This is a genomic window from Pseudomonas fluorescens (assembly GCF_902497995.1).
In the GTDB taxonomy this organism is placed as follows: Bacteria; Pseudomonadota; Gammaproteobacteria; order Pseudomonadales; family Pseudomonadaceae; genus Aquipseudomonas; species Aquipseudomonas fluorescens_BK.
On the sequence record NZ_CABVII010000014.1, the window covers coordinates 103,068 to 122,166 of the forward strand.

15 protein-coding genes and 2 pseudogenes are annotated in these 19,099 nt (G+C 59.6%); 10 read left to right on the forward strand and 7 right to left on the reverse strand.

The window, feature by feature from the left end; translation table 11 throughout:
* Positions 1-18: 18 nt before the first annotated feature.
* The gene (locus F8N80_RS17640) at positions 19-2,055 is read left to right on the forward strand and encodes a sensor histidine kinase (protein ID WP_150784336.1); all 2,037 of its coding nucleotides are present in this window, start codon (positions 19-21) and stop codon (positions 2,053-2,055) included.
* A gap of 2 nt (positions 2,056-2,057) precedes the next feature.
* Positions 2,058-2,639 (forward strand): cob(I)yrinic acid a,c-diamide adenosyltransferase, encoded by a 582-nt coding sequence (locus tag F8N80_RS17645; RefSeq protein ID WP_150784337.1) that lies wholly within the window; start codon positions 2,058-2,060, stop codon positions 2,637-2,639.
* A 135-nt stretch (positions 2,640-2,774) separates the two neighbouring features.
* Here the strand turns inward: F8N80_RS17645 and F8N80_RS17650 are convergent, their stop codons facing one another.
* The 4 genes from F8N80_RS17650 to secA all read right to left on the reverse strand — a co-directional run bounded on the left by F8N80_RS17650 (position 2,775) and on the right by secA (position 8,556).
* Complete coding sequence (locus F8N80_RS17650) at positions 2,775-3,719, reverse strand: Nudix family hydrolase (protein WP_150784338.1); 945 nt, start codon at positions 3,717-3,719, stop codon at positions 2,775-2,777.
* On the reverse strand, positions 3,716-4,348 hold the full coding sequence (locus F8N80_RS17655) for a glutathione S-transferase family protein (protein WP_150745915.1): 633 nt from the start codon (positions 4,346-4,348) through the stop codon (positions 3,716-3,718). Before F8N80_RS17655 ends, F8N80_RS17650 begins: the two co-directional genes overlap by 4 nt.
* A 133-nt stretch (positions 4,349-4,481) precedes the next feature.
* A complete protein-coding gene (gene argJ / locus F8N80_RS17660) occupies positions 4,482-5,699 on the reverse strand; it encodes a bifunctional glutamate N-acetyltransferase/amino-acid acetyltransferase ArgJ (RefSeq protein WP_150745914.1) in 1,218 nt (405 codons plus the stop codon).
* A gap of 121 nt (positions 5,700-5,820) precedes the next feature.
* Positions 5,821-8,556, reverse strand: coding sequence for a preprotein translocase subunit SecA (gene secA / locus F8N80_RS17665; protein ID WP_150745913.1), 2,736 nt, complete (start codon positions 8,554-8,556; stop codon positions 5,821-5,823).
* Positions 8,557-8,863: 307 nt separating this feature from the next.
* Between secA and F8N80_RS17670 the strand changes: the two genes are divergently transcribed.
* The gene (locus F8N80_RS17670) at positions 8,864-9,319 is read left to right on the forward strand and encodes a DUF721 domain-containing protein (RefSeq protein WP_150745912.1); all 456 of its coding nucleotides are present in this window, start codon (positions 8,864-8,866) and stop codon (positions 9,317-9,319) included.
* Positions 9,320-9,430: 111 nt separating this feature from the next.
* Here F8N80_RS17670 and F8N80_RS17680 read toward each other — a convergent pair whose 3' ends face one another.
* On the reverse strand, positions 9,431-10,918 hold the full coding sequence (locus F8N80_RS17680) for a helicase HerA-like domain-containing protein (protein WP_150745911.1): 1,488 nt from the start codon (positions 10,916-10,918) through the stop codon (positions 9,431-9,433).
* A gap of 173 nt (positions 10,919-11,091) precedes the next feature.
* Between F8N80_RS17680 and F8N80_RS32195 the strand changes: the two are divergent.
* The 3 genes and pseudogenes from F8N80_RS32195 to F8N80_RS17690 form a co-directional block, all read left to right on the forward strand.
* Positions 11,092-12,123: pseudogene (locus F8N80_RS32195) on the forward strand (HAMP domain-containing protein); the annotation flags it as partial.
* A 132-nt stretch (positions 12,124-12,255) separates the two neighbouring features.
* Positions 12,256-12,981, forward strand: a complete 726-nt coding sequence (locus tag F8N80_RS32200) for a methyl-accepting chemotaxis protein (protein WP_440131189.1) — start codon at positions 12,256-12,258, stop codon at positions 12,979-12,981.
* Positions 12,982-13,367: 386 nt separating this feature from the next.
* Positions 13,368-13,922: a cytochrome b gene (locus F8N80_RS17690; protein ID WP_150745909.1), complete on the forward strand. Its 555-nt coding sequence runs from the start codon at positions 13,368-13,370 to the stop codon at positions 13,920-13,922.
* A gap of 108 nt (positions 13,923-14,030) precedes the next feature.
* Here the strand turns inward: F8N80_RS17690 and F8N80_RS32205 are convergent.
* Positions 14,031-14,187 (reverse strand): annotated as a pseudogene (locus tag F8N80_RS32205) (transposase domain-containing protein); the annotation flags it as partial.
* A gap of 216 nt (positions 14,188-14,403) precedes the next feature.
* On the opposite strand from F8N80_RS32205, the gene F8N80_RS17695 reads away from it, so the two are divergent.
* Genes F8N80_RS17695 through F8N80_RS17705 form a run of 3 tightly spaced genes read left to right on the forward strand, consistent with a single transcriptional unit; the run spans position 14,404 to position 17,286 of the window.
* Positions 14,404-15,525: a glycosyltransferase family 4 protein gene (locus tag F8N80_RS17695; protein ID WP_150745908.1), complete on the forward strand. Its 1,122-nt coding sequence runs from the start codon at positions 14,404-14,406 to the stop codon at positions 15,523-15,525.
* Positions 15,518-16,294 carry a DUF2334 domain-containing protein gene (locus tag F8N80_RS17700; RefSeq protein ID WP_150784340.1) on the forward strand — a complete coding sequence of 259 codons (777 nt, stop codon included), beginning with the start codon at positions 15,518-15,520 and terminating at the stop codon, positions 16,292-16,294. Before F8N80_RS17695 ends, F8N80_RS17700 begins: the two co-directional genes overlap by 8 nt.
* Positions 16,291-17,286 carry a lysylphosphatidylglycerol synthase transmembrane domain-containing protein gene (locus F8N80_RS17705; protein WP_150745906.1) on the forward strand — a complete coding sequence of 332 codons (996 nt, stop codon included), beginning with the start codon at positions 16,291-16,293 and terminating at the stop codon, positions 17,284-17,286. The genes F8N80_RS17700 and F8N80_RS17705 overlap by 4 nt, the downstream gene beginning before the upstream one ends.
* 191 nt (positions 17,287-17,477) lie before the next feature.
* Here F8N80_RS17705 and purU read toward each other — a convergent pair whose 3' ends face one another.
* A complete protein-coding gene (gene purU / locus F8N80_RS17710) occupies positions 17,478-18,326 on the reverse strand; it encodes a formyltetrahydrofolate deformylase (RefSeq protein ID WP_150745905.1) in 849 nt (282 codons plus the stop codon).
* 345 nt (positions 18,327-18,671) lie between these two features.
* Here purU and mvaT point away from each other — a divergent pair, with 345 nt between their 5' ends.
* On the forward strand, positions 18,672-19,049 hold the full coding sequence (gene mvaT / locus F8N80_RS17720; protein WP_007933316.1) for a histone-like nucleoid-structuring protein MvaT: 378 nt from the start codon (positions 18,672-18,674) through the stop codon (positions 19,047-19,049).
* Positions 19,050-19,099: the final 50 nt, after the last annotated feature.

Here is a 19,099-nt window from a genome sequence, read left to right on the forward strand (position 1 = left end):
TTCTCAGCGATGAACCTGATGCTATTGCGCCAGCGCCTTGAAAACCTTCCAGTCGGCCAGAAACTGCTGGCCGCCCTGCTGGTGCTGTTGACCACCGTCCTGCTGGTCGCCAACCTGACGTTTATCAGCGCTGCGTACTACATTTCCCAGGAAAGCATGGCCCCCCAGGCCTTGCAGACCATCGGACGACTGGTGGCCAACCCGAGCCTGGTGTCCGACGCCCTGAAGTCGCCGGAAAGCGCCGAACGCTTGCTCAACGAACTCAACAGCTATTCCCCCCTGCGCGCAGCGGCCCTTTATGACGGCAAGGGCGAGCGCCTGGCGCAGCTGCAGCATGGCGACAACCTGAAGCTGCCGAAGCGCTACCGGCACATCGAATCCTGGCAGGTCACCGAGTTTCGCAGCAATCAAGTGATCACCCTGCCCCGCCCAGGCACTGCGCCCGGGCACCTGTTACTGGTGGCCAGCAGCGAATTGCCGATGGCGTTCTACACCGGGACCCTCACCGCCAGCCTCGGGATCCTGATCTTCAGTGTGCTGTTATGGCTGGTGATTGCCCGGCAGATCAAACGGCTGATCACCCGGCCGATCCATCAGCTCGAAGAATTGTCCCGGCAAGTGACCCGGGAGGAGAACTACGCCCTGCGCGCCTCTCGCGGCAACCATGATGAAATCGGCAGCCTGGCCGAGGCGTTCAATACCATGCTCTCGCGCATCGAGGCCAGGGAACAGCAACTCAAACGGGCCCGGGATGATTCCCAGGCCGCTTACGACCAGGCCCAGGGCCTGGCCGAAGAAACCCGTCATACCAATCGCAAGCTGGAGCTGGAAGTTCAGGTACGCAGCAAGATCGAAAAGAAGCTCACCGGGTTCCAGAACTACCTCAACAGCATTATCGACTCCATGCCCTCGGCATTGATTGCCCTCGATGAACAACTCTATGTCACCCAGTGGAATCAGGAGGCCAGCGCCCTGTCCGGCACGCGCCTGGACGAGGCCTTGAACCAGCCGATCTTCCTCGCCTTCGAACCGCTCAAGCCGTTTCTGCCGCAGCTCAAGCAAACCGTCGAACAGCATACGGTAGCCAAGATCGAGCGCGTGACCTGGTTCAAGGACGAAGAACCCAGGCACTACGCCCTGACGTTCTATCCGCTGATGGGCGGCGCCGGGCGTGGCGTGGTGATCCGGATCGATGACATCACCCAGCGCCTGTCCCTGGAAGAAATGATGGTGCAATCGGAAAAAATGCTGTCGGTGGGCGGGCTCGCCGCCGGCATGGCCCATGAGATCAACAACCCGTTGGGGGCGATCCTGCACAACGTGCAAAACATTCGCCGGCGCCTGTCCCCCGACCTGCCAAAAAACCTTGAACAGGCCGAGCAAATCGGTGTTCAACTGGAAACGGTCAACCAGTACCTGCAAACGCGGGAAGTGCCGCAGTTGCTCGATGGCATTCAACAGGCGGGGGCCCGGGCGGCGAAGATCGTCACCCACATGCTCAGCTTCAGCCGCCGCAGCACCCGGCAGATGGCGCCGTGCGATCTGCCGGCGTTGATCGATCAAGCGGTGGAAATTGCCGGAAACGACTTCGACCTGGCGATCGGTTTCGACTTCAAGGGCCAGGCGATCATCCGCCAGTTCGATCCGCAACTCGGCCCGGTACCCGGCACCGCCAACGAACTGGAGCAAGTGCTGCTCAACCTGTTGAAAAACGCCGCCCAAGCGATTCACCAACGCGAAGACGACCGCGAACCGGGGCGGATCATTCTGCGCACCCGGCTGAATCCTCCCTGGGCGGAAATCCAGGTCGAGGACAACGGAATCGGCATGAGCGAGAGCGTGCGCAAGCGTACATTCGAGCCGTTCTTTACCACCAAGGAAATCGGCCAGGGCACCGGCCTTGGCCTGTCGGTTTCGTACTTCATCATCACCAACAACCACAAGGGCCAGATGGAAGTGCAATCGACCCTCGGACAAGGCACCTGCTTCACCTTGCGCCTGCCCCTGGCGGGCACCCCGCTCGTCTCTCAAGAACTTAATCAGCTATCGAGGTAACCATGGGCTTTCGCTTGTCGAAGATTTACACCCGCACCGGCGACAAAGGCGAAACCGGGCTGGGCGACGGTCGCCGCGTGCCCAAGGACCATCCGCGGATCGAGGCCATTGGCGAGGTCGATACGCTGAACAGTCAGGTGGGCGTGCTGTTGGCCGGGCTGGCGGCGGAAAGTGGCGAATATCCGGGTTTGAACGAAGTGATCGAGGTGATGGCGCCTTGCCAGCATCGGTTGTTCGACCTGGGTGGCGAACTGGCGATGCCGGTGTATCAGGCATTGGATCTGGCAGAGATCGAGCGGCTGGAAACAGCGATCGATGTGTGGAATGAAGAGCTCGGGCCGCTGGAGAACTTCATATTGCCCGGTGGCTCGGCGTTGATTGCCCAGGCTCATGTCTGCCGCAGCCTGGCCCGCAGTGCCGAGCGGCGGTGTCAGCAGTTGAATGCGCTTGAGCCGTTGGCTGGCTTTGGGCTGGCCTATATCAATCGGTTGTCGGATTTGTTGTTTGTGGTGGCGAGGTTGATTGCCAAGCGGCAGGGAGTTGCGGAGATTTTGTGGCAGCCGGCGGCGAAGCCTCAAGATTAATCGGCGCCCTTCAGGCCCCCTTCGCGAGCAAGCCCGCTCCCACAGTGAACGTCGGTGGAACACAGAACGGTGTACGACGCTGATCCCTGTGGGAGCGGGCTTGCTCGCGAAGAGGCCCGCCGGCTCACCGTCGAATCAAGCCCCGGGCCAAAACGCCCGAATCCCCGCCACACCCTGCGCCCCTGCCTCCCAGGCTCTCTGCTGCTCCGCCGGGCCAACACCGCCGAGCAAGAACACCGGCTTGCTGAAACCTTCGATCAACGCCGAGGCCTGGTCCCAACCCAACGGCTGAGCGTCGGGATGGGTCTGGGTCGGCTGTACCGGCGACAGGGTCACAAAATCCACGCCCATCTGCTCGGCCAACGCCAGTTCCTCAGCATCATGGCAAGACGCCGCCAACCAGCGCGACGCCGGTAGCGGGCGACCCGCCGCCGCGTACTTGCGCAGTTGCTTTGAGGTGATGTGCCAGCCGGCAGACGGAAAATCTCCCAGCCATTCGAATGGGCCCTTGATCATCAGCTGCGCCTTGCCGGCACACAGCCCCGCTGCGTCCACTGCCAGATCGCGGTACTTCGGATCGTAACCGTTGGGTGCCCGCAACTGGATCAGCTTGATGCCACCGGCAATGGCTTTCTGGATACCGCGCAGCAAGGTCGGGGTATCCAGGTCTTCAGGGGTGATCAGGTACTGCGCCGGGAGTCGTGCTGCCGCAACGATCGGCTGGTTGGCCGCCGGGAACTCGTAGTTCAGCAGGTCACGGTGCGCTACCCACTCCAAAGGTTGGCCCTCGGCGCCGTGAGGCTCGCCGGAAAAGTCCGAGACTTCCCAGACATCCAGCAACACCTGCTTGTCGGGGTAATCGTGCCGGACCTTGATCAGCGGGCGCGCCGCGCTGACCACGATGCCCAGTTCTTCGTGGAGCTCGCGGGCCAGGGCGATTTCAACGGATTCGTCGTCCTCGACCTTGCCACCCGGGAACTCCCACAGTCCGCCCTGGTGCTGGGTATCGGCACGGCGGGCGATGAGGATCTTGCCGCTGCTATCGCGGATGACGGCAGCGGCTACGTGTACTCTTTTCACTGACCGACCTCCTCCAGACCTGCCTTTTGCCAGGCCTTGAAGGCTGGCCATTGGTAGATAGTGTTGACGTAGGCCTCGTCCGCCGCGGGCAGCTTCACCTGATAGGTACGCAGGCGTACGGCGATCGGGGCGAAGAATGCATCGGCCAGGGTGGCGCCGCCGAACAGGAACGGACCGGTTTCGCTCGCGCTGGCGCGGCACTCGGCCCACAACGCCAACATACGTTCAATGTCTGCCTGGACGTCAACCGGAGTCGGCGACAACGGTGCGTCGCGGCTCAGGTCGAACGGCATGTGGTTGCGCATCGCAAAGAATCCGCTGTGCATCTGCGCACACGCCGAACGCGCCTGGGCACGGGCGGCGGTGTCTTTGGGCCAGAGCCCGGCGTCGGGAAACTGTTCGGCCAGGTATTCGGCAATCGCCAGGGAATCGGCGATGGTGCCGTGTTCGGTCTTCAGCAGCGGCACTTTCGCGGTGGGCGAATGCTTGAGCAGGCGTTCGCGGGTGTCTGGCTGGTTGAGCTTGATCAGTTCTTCGGTATAGGGGGCGCCGGTCAGGTCGAGGGCCAGGGCGCCGCGCAGGGACCAGGAGGAGTGCAGTTTGTCGCCGATGATCAGGTGAAGGCTCATGTTCGGGACCTTTTGAAGAGAGTACGGGCCAGATTTTCAGTGTCTGGTCGGCCGTCTTCGCGGGCAAGCCTCGCTCCTACAAGTATCGCAGCGTCCTTGTAGGAGCGAGGCTTGCCCGCGAAAGCGATCTGTCTTAAGTACGGTACTCAGCGTTGATCTTCACGTACTCGTGGGACAAATCAGTGGTCCAGATGGTTTCGCTGCAATCGCCGCGACCCAGTTCGATCCGGATGGTGATTTCTTCCTGCTGCATCACCGCCGCGCCCTGGGCTTCGGTGTAGGTCGATGCGCGGGCGCCACGGCTGGCGATGCACACGTCGCCGAGGAACACGTCGATCTTGCTCACGTCCAGGTCCGGTACGCCGGCACGGCCGACGGCGGCCAGGATGCGTCCCCAGTTCGGGTCGGAGGCGAAAAGCGCGGTCTTGATCAGCGGCGAGTGAGCCACGGTATAACCGACATCCAGGCATTCCTGGTGATTGCCGCCGCCGTTGACTTCAACGGTGACGAACTTGGTCGCGCCTTCGCCGTCGCGCACGATGGCCTGGGCCACGTCCATGCACACTTCGAATACGGCCTGCTTGAGCTTGGCGAACAGTTCACCGCTGGCTTCGGTGATTTCCGGCAGTGCAGCCTGACCGGTGGCAATCAGCATGCAGCAGTCGTTGGTCGAGGTGTCGCCATCGATGGTAATGCGATTGAACGACTTGTTGGCGCCGTCCAGCAGCAGGTTTTGCAGCACCTCCCGCGCGACTTTGGCGTCGGTGGCGATGTAGCCGAGCATGGTCGCCATGTTCGGCCGGATCATGCCTGCGCCTTTGCTGATTCCGGTGACGGTGATGGTTACGCCGTCATGCTGGAACTGGCGACTGGCGCCCTTGGGCAGGGTATCGGTGGTCATGATGCCAGTAGCGGCAGCTTCCCAGTTATTCACCGACAGATCATCAAGAGCAGCCTGCAAGGCGCCTTCGATCTTTTCGACCGGCAGTGGCTCGCCGATCACGCCGGTGGAGTACGGCAGCACCTGGCTGGCATCGACGCCGGTCAGTTCAGCCAGTCTGGCGCAGGTGCGCTCGGCAGCGGCCAGGCCTGGCTCACCGGTGCCGGCGTTGGCATTGCCGGTGTTGGTCAGCAGATAACGCACCGGGCCTTGCACTCGCTGCTTGGCCAGGATTACGGGCGCTGCGCAAAACGCGTTCAGGGTGAATACGCCCGCCACGGTGGAGCCTTCGGCACAGCGCATGACCACGACATCCTTGCGCCCTGGGCGCTTGATGCCGGCCGAGGCAATACCGAGTTCAAAACCGGCGACCGGGTGCAACGTTGGCAAAGGACCAAGACCAACAGCCATGAATGCGCTCCTTAATAAATGATGTCTGCACCGCTTTCAGGATGAACGGTGGTTTAAATGGCAAAACGCCGCGACGGCAGAAGCCGGTCGCGGCGCGGGTATTTCAGCGTACAAACGGGTGTTACTGGATCTGCCCGTGGCAATGCTTGAACTTCTTGCCCGAACCGCAGTAGCACAGTTCGTTGCGGCCCTGCTTCTGTTCGTGGCGTACCGGCGCGGTGGCGAGGGCAACGTCGACCTCTTCACCGAGCATTTGCGGCTGCTCAAGACCCGGTGCTTCATCGTGCTGGAACTGCATGCGCGCCGCCAGTGCTTCGGCTTCCTGACGCAGACGCTGCTCTTCTTCGATCGGGTCTTCGCGGCGAACCTGAACGTGGGACAGCACTCGGATCGAATCGCGCTTGATCGAATCCAGCAGCTCGGAGAACAGCGTGAACGACTCGCGCTTGTATTCCTGCTTCGGGTTCTTCTGGGCGTAGCCACGCAAGTGGATGCCATGACGCAGGTGATCCATGGTCGACAGGTGGTCTTTCCACAGGTCGTCGAGCACACGGAGTACGATCTGCTTCTCGAAGGTGCGCAGCGCCTCGGCACCGGCCTGGTCTTCTTTCTCGTTGTACGCCGCGATCAATTCGTTGAGCAGCTTCTCGCGCAGGGTCTCTTCATACAGGTGATCGTCTTCGTCGAGCCATTTCTGGATCGGCAATGCCACACCGAAGTCGCTCTGCAGCGCCGCTTCCAGACCGGCCACGTCCCACTGCTCAGGCAGCGATTGCGGTGGAATGTGCGCACTGACAGTGGCGTTGAGCACGTCCTGACGGAAATCGGCGATGGTTTCGCCGATGTTGTCCGCGGCCAGCAACGTATTACGCATGTGATAGATCACTTTACGTTGTTCGTTGTTGACGTCGTCGAACTCGAGCAGTTGCTTGCGAATGTCGAAGTTACGGCCTTCAACCTTGCGCTGGGCCTTCTCGATGGCGTTGGTCACCATGCGGTGCTCGATCGCTTCACCGGACTGCATGCCCAGGGCCTTCATGAAATTCTTGACCCGGTCCGAGGCGAAGATACGCATCAGGCTGTCTTCCAGCGACAGGTAGAAACGGCTGGAACCGGCGTCACCCTGACGACCGGCACGACCCCGCAGCTGGTTGTCGATGCGGCGCGATTCGTGACGCTCGGAAGCGATCACCTGCAAGCCGCCCGACTCCAGCACTTGCTGGTGACGTTTCTGCCAGTCGGCCTTGATCTGGGCGATCTGCTCCGGCGTTGGATTCTCAAGGGACGCGACTTCCACTTCCCAGTTACCGCCCAACAGGATGTCGGTACCACGACCGGCCATATTGGTGGCGATGGTCAGTGCGCCTGGGCGACCGGCCTGGGCAATGATCTCGGCTTCCTTTTCGTGGAACTTGGCGTTCAGAACCTTGTGTTCGATGCCTTCCTTGTCGAGCAGCGTGGACATGTGCTCGGAGGTTTCGATGGTGGCAGTACCCACCAGCACCGGACGGCCCTGGGTCATGCATTCCTTGATGTCGTTGATGATCGCCGCGTATTTCTCTTCGGCGGTCAGGAACACCAGGTCGTTGTAGTCTTTACGCGCCAACGGCTTGTTCGGCGGGATCACCATGACCTGCAGGCCGTAGATCTGATGGAACTCGAACGCTTCGGTATCGGCGGTACCGGTCATGCCGGACAGCTTGTTGTACAGGCGGAAGTAGTTCTGAAAGGTGGTCGAGGCCAGGGTCTGGCTTTCGGCCTGGATATTCAGGCCTTCCTTGGCTTCGATGGCCTGGTGCAGGCCTTCGGACAAACGGCGACCCGGCATGGTACGACCGGTGTGTTCGTCCACCAGGACTACCTGGCCGTCCTGCACGATGTATTCGACGTTGCGATTGAACAGCTTGTGCGCGCGCAAACCGGCATACACGTGGGTCAGCAGGCCCAGGTTGTGCGCCGAGTACAGGCTTTCGCCTTCAGCCAGCAGGCCGACGCCGGTGAGCATGTCTTCGATGTACTGGTGCCCGGCTTCGTTGAGTTCGACCTGACGGGTCTTCTCGTCGACGGTGTAGTGGCCGGCCTTGGTGACTTCGCCCTCGACTTCTTCGACGTGCAATTGCAGCTGCGGGATCAGTTTGTTGATCTCGATGTACAGCTTGGAGCTGTCCTCGGCCTGACCGGAAATGATCAGCGGGGTACGGGCTTCGTCGATGAGGATGGAGTCGACTTCGTCGATCACGGCAAAATTGAGTTCGCGCTGGAATTTTTCTTCCATGCTGAACGCCATGTTGTCGCGCAGGTAGTCAAAACCGAATTCGTTGTTGGTGCCGTAGGTGATGTCGGCGGCGTAAGCCAGACGTTTCTCTTCCGGCGGCTGGAACGGCGTCACCACGCCGACCGACATGCCGAGGAATTCGTAGAGCGGACGCATCCAGTTGGCGTCACGGCGGGCCAGGTAGTCGTTCACCGTCACAACGTGCACGCCGTTGCCGGACAGCGCATTGAGGTAAACGCCCAGGGTCGCCACCAGGGTCTTGCCTTCACCGGTACGCATTTCCGCGATCATGCCTTCGTGCAAGGTCATGCCGCCGATCAGCTGGACATCGAAGTGGCGCATACCCATGACGCGCTTGCCGGCTTCGCGGGCGACCGCAAAGGCTTCCGGGAGCAGCTTGTCGAGGGTTTCCCCTTTGGCGATGCGGGCCTTGAACTCGTCAGTCTTGGCACGCAATTGATCGTCCGAAAGGGCCACCATTTGCTCTTCGAAGGCATTGACGAGTTGCACCGTCTTGAGCATGCGTTTGACTTCACGCTCGTTCTTGCTTCCAAAAAGTTTCTTTAACAAAGGCGCAAACATATCGGCAGGATCTTCCACACTAAAGGGATGGAGGGCGGCCCCGTGAGTCGCCCGAGCAGCCCTCATGGCCGCATGCGAACGAGCATTCTACCCGGAAACGGTGGTGAGGAAAGTGGCGTTATTCCACGATGCTGGCACTGCGCTGTGACGGGGCTCACTTAAAATAAGGGCTTTTTGCTGAACTTCAAGCCGTTCAGGGCATAAGTTACTCGTTGATTTAATGGGTAAAGCGCTCGCAACGCAATGGGCCGGGCGCAGGCGGTGCTTTCTGCTACCATGGCCGCTCTGTTACTTCAGGTGTCTGATCATGGCATTTCGCCCTCTTACGGCCAGAGCACCCGCCGTTCTGCTTCGCGAAGCCAAACCGCTCAAAGCCATTTTTGGCCACGCCCAGCGCCTGGGTCATTTGCAACGCCTGGTGGAAAGCCAATTGCAGCCCGCTGCTCGCGAACACTGCCATGTGGCATCGTGGCGCGAAGGCAGTTTATTGCTGATTGTCACCGACGGTCACTGGGCCACTCGCTTGCGTTACCAGCAAAAGCGTCTGCAACGGCAATTGCAGCTGTTCGATGAGTTCGCCAGCCTGACGCGGATTCTGTTCAAGGTGCAGCCGCCGACCGTTCAACAAGGAGCGGTTGGGCACACCATGGGTTTATCGACCGATGCGGCGGCGACCATTCAGGCGACGGCCGACGGGATTACTGATCCGAACTTGCGGGCGGCGCTGGAGCGGTTGGCGGCTCATGCCAAGCCCAAAACCTGAAATTGCCCCCCCCGTAGGAGCGAGGCTTGCCCGCGAAGCTTTTGGCGGCCTCAAGGGCCCCTTCGCGGGCAAGCCTCGCTCCTACAGGGGGAGGTCTGCATTTTAAAGATTTTATCGGCGTTTGCTGCCGCCGAGCAATGAGCCCATCAACCCGCGCACCAGTTGTCGGCCCAGCTGATTGGCCGCCTGTCGCATCGCCGATTTCAGCGCCTGTCCTGCCGCCGTGCCGAGGAATTCCCCGGCCTTGTCGGTGAAGCTCGGCTCCTCTGGCGCGGGTTTGCCGGGTGCCGTGTCCGGTTCTGGCGCCAGTCCTTTGCGCCCCATCAGCACTTCATACGCCGATTCGCGATCGATCGGTTTGTCGTAACGCCCCTTGAACGGCGAACCGGCGATCAGCACGGTGCGTTCGGTCTCGGTCAGCGGCCCGATCCGCGATTGCGGCGGAGCCACCAGCACACGCTGGACCATCCCGGGCGTGCCTTTATCCTGCAAAGTGCCGACCAAGGCTTCACCAATTCCGAGTTCGGTCAGCACCGACAAGGCATCGAACGCCGGGTTCGGCCGAAAGCCTTCCGCCACCGCGCGCAGGGATTTCTGCTCCTTGGCCGTGAACGCGCGCAATCCATGCTGGATGCGCAGTCCCAACTGGGCCAGGACGTCATCCGGCAAGTCGCCCGGCGATTGGGTGACGAAATACACGCCCACGCCTTTCGAGCGAATCAGCCGCACTACCTGCTCCAGACGGTCCTGCAAAGCCTTGGGCGTACCGGCGAACAACAAATGCGCTTCATCGAAAAACAGCGCGAGCAGGGGTTTGTCTGCATCACCGCGTTCCGGCAGTTGCTCGAACAGTTCGGCCAGCAGCCACAACAGGAACGTTGCATACACCTTGGGCGCTTCGTGGACCAGACGACTGGCGTCGAGCAAGTGAATACGCCCGCGACCATCGGCGCCCGGCTGCAGAATGTCTTCGAGTTGCAGCCCCGGCTCGCCAAACAGCGCTTCTGCACCCTGTTGTTCCAGGGTCGCCAGACGCCGCAACAGTGCCTGGCTGGAACCCGTGGTCATCAGCGCGGCGTCGTCGCCCAGCAATTCAGGCTGATCACGCAGGTGATTGAGCAGCGCCTTCAAATCCTTCAGGTCCAGCAGCAACAGCCCTTCGCGGTCCGCGACCTTGAAGGCGGCATACAGCGCCGACTGCTGGCTGTCGGTCAACTCCAGCAGGCTGCCCAGCAGCAGCGGCCCCATTTCACTCAAGGTGGTGCGCAAAGGGTGCCCGGACTGACCGTGAATATCCCACAGGGTCACCGGATAGGCCTGGGGCTTGTGGTTCAGCCAGGGCATTGCGGCGATCCGCTCGGCGACCTTGCCTTGAGGCGCACCGGCAGCGCCCAGGCCACACAGGTCGCCTTTGATATCTGCCGCAAACACCGCCACGCCGGCGTCACTGAAGGCTTCGGCCAGGCGTTGCAAGGTGACGGTCTTGCCGGTGCCGGTAGCGCCCGCAATCAGACCATGGCGGTTTGCCAGACGCATGGCCTGGGCAATCGGCTGTGCAGTGAGGTCGGCACCGATAACGAGTTGCAGTGAATCAGGCATTTTTCACCCCATGATTAATCTTTGATCCTTCACGGCCGATATAAAAGACTGAATAGCGTCGGTAATTCCCTAAGGAGAGTACGGAAGTATCAGCTTGCTTTCACTGCCGCCCATTGTGCGTTCCTTTATAAAAGCATGCCTTTGGCACCAAGACCCTAGCGGAACCCCAAGCCATGAACAAAAATCTGCGTTTCAGCCATAAAATCCTGCTTGCCGTCGCCCTTGTTGTCATTGCCGCCTTCGCCTCGTTCACGCTGTACAACGACTATTTACAGCGCAATGCCATTCGCGAAGACCTGGACAACTACCTCAATGAGATGGGGGATGTCACCGCCAGCAACATTCAGGCCTGGCTGACGGGCCGTATTCTGCTGATCGACAACCTCGCCCAGAACATCGCGATCACCCCCGAACCGTCCACGGTTGCCAGCCTGCTCGAGCAGAAAACCCTGACATCGACCTTCATGGCGTCCTACCTGGGCGATGCGACCGGCAGCTTCACGATTCGTCCGGATGCCAAAATGCCCGCCGGGTTCGACCCACGGGTGCGCCCTTGGTATAAAGGTGCCGAAAGCAGCAGCACCGCGACCCTGACCGAACCTTATCTCGATGCGGCCACTGGCCAGACCATCATTTCCATCGCCACCGCCTCGAAAAAAGCCGGGCAAAGCGTCGGCGTGGTGGGCGGCGACCTGAGCCTGCAAACCTTGATCGACACCCTCAGCGCCCGCGACTTCGATGGCATGGGCTACGCCTTCCTGGTCGGTTCCGACGGCAAAATCCTGGTTCACCCGGACAAAACCCTGGTGATGAAGACGCTGAGAGAGGCGTATCCGGACAATACCCCGCGTATCACCCGCGACTTCAGCGAAGTGGAGGTTGACGGCAAGACCCGCATTGTCACGTTCACCCCGATCAAGGGGCTGCCCTCGGTCAACTGGCACATCGGTCTGTCTGTGGACAAAGACAAAGCCTTCTCGATGCTGACCGAGTTCCGTGCCTCGGCGGTCGTCGCGACCGTCATTGCCGTGGCCATCATCATTGCCCTGTTGGGCATGCTGATCCGTATCCTGATCCAGCCGCTGCACGTCATGACCCGTGCCATGGCTGATATTGCCGACGGTGAAGGCGATCTGACCAAGCGCCTGACCATTCAAAACAACGATGAATTCGGCGTTCTCGGCACAGCATTCAACCGCTTTGTGGAACGTATCCACGGTTCGATCCGGGAAGTTTCGTCGGCAACCGGTCAGGTCAATGAAGTCGCACTGCGCGTGTTAGCCGCTTCCAATTCCTCCCTGTTCAACTCCGACCAACAAGCCTCACGTACCAGCAGCGTGGCCGCGGCGATCAACCAGCTTGGCGCCGCAACCCAGGAAATTGCCCGCAACGCTGCACAGGCGTCGACTCAAGCCAGCGACGCCCGCAACCTGGCCGAAGACGGCCAGCAAGTGGTGGATCGCAGCATCGCCGCCATGAACAAACTGTCGAGCATGCTCAGCGCCTCGAGCACCAACATCGAATCGTTGAACAGCAAAACCGTGAACATCGGACAGATTCTCGAAGTGATCACCAGCATCTCCCAGCAAACCAACTTGCTGGCACTCAACGCGGCGATTGAAGCGGCGCGCGCAGGTGAGGCGGGACGTGGTTTTGCGGTGGTGGCCGACGAAGTGCGCAATCTGGCGCATCGCACCCAGCAATCGGCGCAACAGGTGCAGACCATGATCGAGGAGCTACAAGTCGGCGCCCGTGAATCCGTCAGTAACATGAGCGACAGCCAGCGCCATAGCCAGGACAGCGTGGACATCGCCAACCTCGCCGGCGAGCGCTTGAACGGCGTTACATTGCGTATTGGCGAAATCGACGGCATGAACCAGTCAGTGGCCACGGCGACCGAGGAACAGACAGCGGTAGTGGAATCGATCAACGTCGACATCACCGAGATCAATACGCTGAACCAGGAAGGCGTGGAAAACCTGCAATCGACCTTGCGAGCGTGTTCCGACCTTGAACAGCAGGCGGCGCGCTTGAAACAGTTGGTGGGTAGCTTCCGGATTTAGGATAACGCCCGAGAGTCGTCAGGGTCGGACGACAAACTTGCAATACCGTTCAAGGCGTGGAGCTCGGTATCGCAACATGTGGTATAGATTTCAGGGGCGAAAGTCCAAGAGCCCCTGAGATCGGGCACCTAGACCAAGCGACAATTTTTGTTACTCTACTTGATAGCCGATATCAAAAACAATACTTGCTTAACATGCTCATTGAATTACAGTATTCAATACTCAGCTCCAGAAAGGGAAGTGCGTCACCATAGAAAACCCTGGCGGCTATATTTGTTACTCGCGCCCAGACGCCTCGGCAATCGAAACACCATTATAATGTCAACAGATATTACATCGCCTAGAACTTTCATACTGAAGGCCAAGCCACTAACCAAGAGGTGATAATGAAGGAAACTCCTGAAGCAACCGATTGCCAATACCGCTACGACTCTGTCAGTCGAAGCTTGCATTGGCTGATGGCGCTGATGTTCGCCGGGATTTATTGCTTGGCGGCTGTCCACAACCTGCTTTCTGACTCAGTGCTCGATAAACTTCTGTGGCCGTATCACAAACCCGTTGGGTTGTTATTGCTAGTGCTATTGATCCTGCGTGCCGGCTGGAGCTTGCTGAACCGGCACAACCGTCCGCCGAGCATGAATTTAGCGGCTAGCATTGGGCATGGGGCGCTCTACGGGCTTATGCTCCTGATTCCCCTGATCGGGCTATTACGTCAGTATGGCTCTGGCCGGGCGTTTTCGGCGTTTGGTTTACAGGTAATGGATGGGTTCGAAGGGGAGAAAATCCAGTGGATGATTGACTTGGGTAGTAACTTTCATGGCTGGCTGGGCTGGACGATGCTGGTGCTGATCGTAGGTCATATCGGTGCGGTGATCCTGCATCATCGGCAGGGTAATTCGCAGGTTTTGCGACGCATGACTGGAACAACCCACAAGACTTGAAGATAGTGCAGGACCTGACCGCCATTGAAAAAATAGTGTGCGTGACTTCCAACTATTTCGTAATTACCTTGATGGAACATAAGCGATTGAGCATCCCGTCTTGCAGAGTCAAACCGACTGCCAACAGGGCGGCAACAGCTCCCCGATTTCACTCGCTCACTGCCGAGGGTAGAAGGAAAAGAACATCCTTCAAATAGGCATACACATAATGCCCATTGAACTCGGCGCATTGGATCAATTTCATCAGCGGCATCGCACGTTTACCAAAGCCGCAATTTACTGTAACGCTTGCTCGGCGATTGTGCGGTGCCGCCAATTGATTGCATAAGGTCGATAGAAACGGAACCTGACACTGCAGGAATCGAGAAAGAGTCCCTTGAACGGGCGGTGACTGCGTCGCATGCGGCCTGCACCCCGCAAATCCCAACCGAACAACTATCCTTCATAAAGGTCAACCAAGGGAGAACAACGGACCGGAGGGATGTTCATCGTGCATATCGCTGACATAACCATGTTCTACGCCCCTGCCAGCGGTGGCGTGCGCACTTATCTGGATGCCAAACACCGTCGCCTGGGTATCAAGCCGGGCATTCGCCACAGTCTACTGATCCCCGGATCGTCCTTGAGTGAACAGGATGGCGTTTACACGGTTCCGGCTCCCGCCCTGCCCTTCGGCAAAGGTTATCGTTTTCCCCTCCGTCTCGCGCCCTGGCGCAATGTCCTGCAGGATTTGCAGCCCGACCTGATCGAAGTCGGCGACCCCTACCTCACCGCCTGGGCTGCGCTGGATGCCCGCAGGCAACTCGATGTCCCGGTGATCGGCTTCTATCATTCAGACCTGCCGCTGCTGGTCAGCAATCGTATGGGCAATTGGGTCACGACCAATGTCGAAGCCTATGTCAGCAGGCTCTATGGCAACTTCGACCGGGTCCTGGCGCCGAGCCAGGTGATGGCCGACAAGCTGATCGGCCTCGGGGTGAAAAACGTTTTCGTGCAACCGCTGGGGGTCGACTTGCAAACCTTCCATCCCACGGCGCGGGACCCGGGCCTGCGGGCCGAATTGGGGATCGCTGAAAATACTCACTTGCTGATCTTCGCCGGTCGCGGTTCCAAGGAAAAAAACCTGCCGGTCCTGCTCGACTGCATGAAACGACTGGGGCGGCGTTATCATCTGCTGCTGGTTGGCTCGTCGATGCCGGTCCTGGTGCCGGATAACGTCACCGTGATCGAGGAGTTCTGCCCGGCGGCGCAAGTCGCCCGGCTGATGGCCAGCGCCGATGCGCTGGTGCACGCCGGTGATCAGGAAACCTTCGGCCTGGTGATTCTTGAAGCCATGGCCAGTGGCATTCCGGTGGTGGCCGTGGCGGCAGGGGCCTTTCAGGAAATCGTCACCGATCAATGTGGCCTGCTGTGTCCGCCGAACAATGCAATGGCGATGGCCAACGCCGTGCGCGAACTGTTCGATTCGGGGAGCGCTGCTTTGGGCAAACAGGCCCGCCGCCATGCCGAGCAGCATTATTCCTGGGATACGGTGGTCAACAGCCTGCTGGGGCACTATCACGCCGTGCTCGGCAGCCATTGGCCGCTGACTGCCAATGGTTGAGCCCATGAACCCGCCCGCCCTGTTACTGGTGCTGCACGACGTTGCCCCCCAAACCTGGGCGGATTACCAACCCTTTGTCGCGGCCGTCGACGCCTTGGGCGCGGTGCCAATGACCTGGCTGGTGGTACCGGACTTTCATCGGCACGATAATCTTGAGGCCCATCCGGAATTTCGACGCATGCTCACCGACCGGGTCATCCGTGGCGACGAACTGGCACTGCACGGCTACTTTCACTGCGATGAAGCCCCCACGCCCAGTACGCCACGAGACTGGTTCATGCGCCGGATCTACACCCATGAAGGCGAGTTTTACAGCCTGCCCCCAGAGGCTGCCCTCGCCCGCCTGCGCGCGGGCATCGACATGTTCCGACGTTACGACTGGCCGTTGGCGGGCTTCGTCGCCCCGGCCTGGCTGATGAGTGAAGGCACGCGCCAGGCATTGCGCCAATTGCCGCTGAGTTACACCAGTGATCCGCATCATCTGTACCGCCTGCCGGATTTCTCGGCGATCGACGCTCCCGGGCTGGTCTGGAGTGCGCGCAGTGCCTGGCGTCGGGGCTTGTCGAAACTGCTCAGCGACCAGCGCGAACGACGCTGGCGGCAGGCACCGGTGATTCGTCTCGGCCTGCACCCGGTGGACATGTGTCATGAATTCTCCCGTACTTACTGGCTGCGAGCCCTCAAGCGCCTGCTCGACGAGGGGCGCGTGCCAATGACCAAGGCGCGTTGGCTGGCCCTGCAAACCGACCGTGTCGGACGCGCCGCATGAGTCGCGGGATTCTGCTGCTGGTCGCGCTACTCACTGCGGTGCTGATTCCGTCATTGCTGGGCGGGAACGAAACCTGGTCTCGACTGCGAAGCTTTCCGCTGCACTGGCTGTTGATCATGTTCGGCATGATTCTGCTGTGCTGGGTGCTGAACACGATGCGCTTGCGTCTGTTGCTGGGCGATCAGCGCGAAAAGGTGGGCCGGGTCAAGAGCCTTGGGGTGGTCATGGCCGCCGAGTTCGCTTACTGCGCCACTCCCGGTGGCAGCGGTGGGCCGCTGACCATCATGGCACTGCTGGCGCGCAATGGCGTGCGTCCGGCCAGGGGCAGCGCCGTGTTCGCCATGGATCAGCTGAGCGATCTGCTGTTTTTCCTCTGCGCACTGAGCGGGATTGTGATTTATGCCCTGTTCCAGCACTTGAGCGAACGCATGGAATGGCTGCTGACCGTCAGTGCCGTTTCGATGTTTGGCGGCTTGCTCACCTGTGTGATGGTGGCGCGCTATCACCGTTTACTGATTCGTCTGAGCGGTCGCCTGCTCGTTCGTCTCAATGTAAAAGGCGCGACACGCCTGCGCTGGGCGCGAAAACTCCTGCACTTCCTGGCAGCCTTTACTGACACCCTGAAGCTGCCCTTTCAGACGTTGATCACGGTGTTTGCCCTGACTTGCCTGCATTGGGTCTTGCGCTATAGCGTGCTGTATCTGGCGTTGCGCGGGCTCGGAGCGGATTTGCAGTGGGCCTGGAGCTTTCTGATCCAGATGCTTTCATTAAGTGCCGGGCAATTCAGCCTGTTGCCGGGCGGTGCCGGGGCGGCGGAACTGACCTCAGCGGCGTTGTTGGCGCCGATGGTGGGCAAATCCACTGCGGCGGCGGCGATTCTGATCTGGCGGGCGGTGACTTATTACTTCTATTTGCTGGTGGGCGGGCCGGTGTTTTTGTTGATGCTTGGGCGGCCGTTGTTGAAGAAGTTGCTGAAGTTCAAGCAGGCGTGAATTCTGAGGTCCTGTACAGAATTCCAGGACCCCTTCGCCGGCAAGCCGGGCTCCTACAGTGATCTTCAGCGTACCGCCAATTTAGGCTCGACCCCGATCACGGCCATACATATCCTCAGGTCAGAAACGGCAAAGGGCCTGAAGCGATTGAACGCCCAGGCCCTTCGAATTTCAACAGTGCCGTATTGCTGTCAGAACACAACGGTCTTGTTGCCATGCACCAACACCCGATCTTCCAGGTGATAACGCAGGCCACGGGCCAATACCATCTTCTCGACGTCGCGGCCGAAACGCACCATGTCTTCGATGCTGTCGCTGTGGCTGACGCGTACCACGTCCTGTTCGATGATCGGACCGGCGTCCAGCTCTTCGGTCACGTAATGGCAAGTAGCGCCGATCAACTTCACGCCACGCAAGGACGCCTGGTGATACGGCTTGGCACCAACAAACGATGGCAGGAAGCTATGGTGGATGTTGATGACCTTATGCGCATATTCGCTGCACAACGCGGGCGGCAGGATCTGCATGTATCGGGCAAGTACCACCACTTCGGCATCGTGCTGTTTGACCAGGCGCGAGACTTCGGCGAACGCCGGCTCCTTATCCTGCGCATTGACCGGCACATGGTAGTAAGGAATGCCGTGCCACTCGACCATGCTGCGCAAGTCGTCGTGGTTGGAAATCACGCAGGAAATTTCGCAATCCAGTTCGTCGCTGTGCCAGCGATGGAGCAAGTCGGCCAGGCAGTGAGACTCGCGACTGGCCATCAACACCACGCGCTTCTTCTGCGCGGTATCGGTGATGCGCCAGTCCATCGAGAATTCTTCGGCAATGGGTGCAAACGCTTCGCGAAAGGCTTCGATACCGAAGGGCAGCGAATCGGCACGAATTTCGTGACGCATGAAGAACCAGCCACTGAGATCGTCCGAGTGGTGGCTCGCTTCAGTGATCCAGCCATTGTGTGACGCCAGAAAGTTACTGACTTTAGCAACGATGCCGACGCGGTCCGGGCAAGCAATCACCAGCCGAAAAGTGCGCATGAGGGTCAAACTCCAGAACTTCGCAAAGGTCGCCATTCTAGCGATTGCGCAGCAAAACTGCAGTATTGATGACGTCTCGCGTTGCACGAAGGTCGGCGCCACGGGTTCCGGCGACACCCGTCACCCGTCACCCGCGCGATGGTGTTCTTATAGCCATTCTTCAAGTGCCCAAATGTGACTGTCTGTGATGCCTGGTTGACGATCATTTAACTGCGCCTCCAATCTGGACCTGTTCAACGCAACTAAATTAAATAAACTCCGGTTAAATGTTTACTTGATGAAACACCCTGACTATTATTGCCGCACTGTCACCTGGCACCCAGCGCCCAACATAAGGTAGTCCCCATGTCCTTGATCAACGAATACCGTGCCACCGAAGAAGCTATCAAAGAGCTGCAAGCCCGTTTGAAGAATCTGTCCCAAGACGACAAACTGCAAACCGAGCTGGAATTCGAAGGCAAACTGCGCACCCTGATGGGTGAATATTCCAAGTCCCTGCGCGACATCATCGCGCTGCTGGATCCTGAGTCCAAAACCAAAGCTCCGCGCGGTGGCGCAGTAAAAACTACCGGCACCAAACGTGCTCGCAAAGTTAAACAATACAAAAACCCGCACAACGGCGAAGTCATCGAAACCAAAGGTGGCAACCACAAGACTCTGAAAGAGTGGAAAGCCAAGTGGGGCGGCGATGTGGTCGAGGGTTGGGCTACTCTGCTGGGCTAAGCCGCAGCGCTTTGTCAAAGACTCGTCCGCGACAAAAGATAACGCCAGCA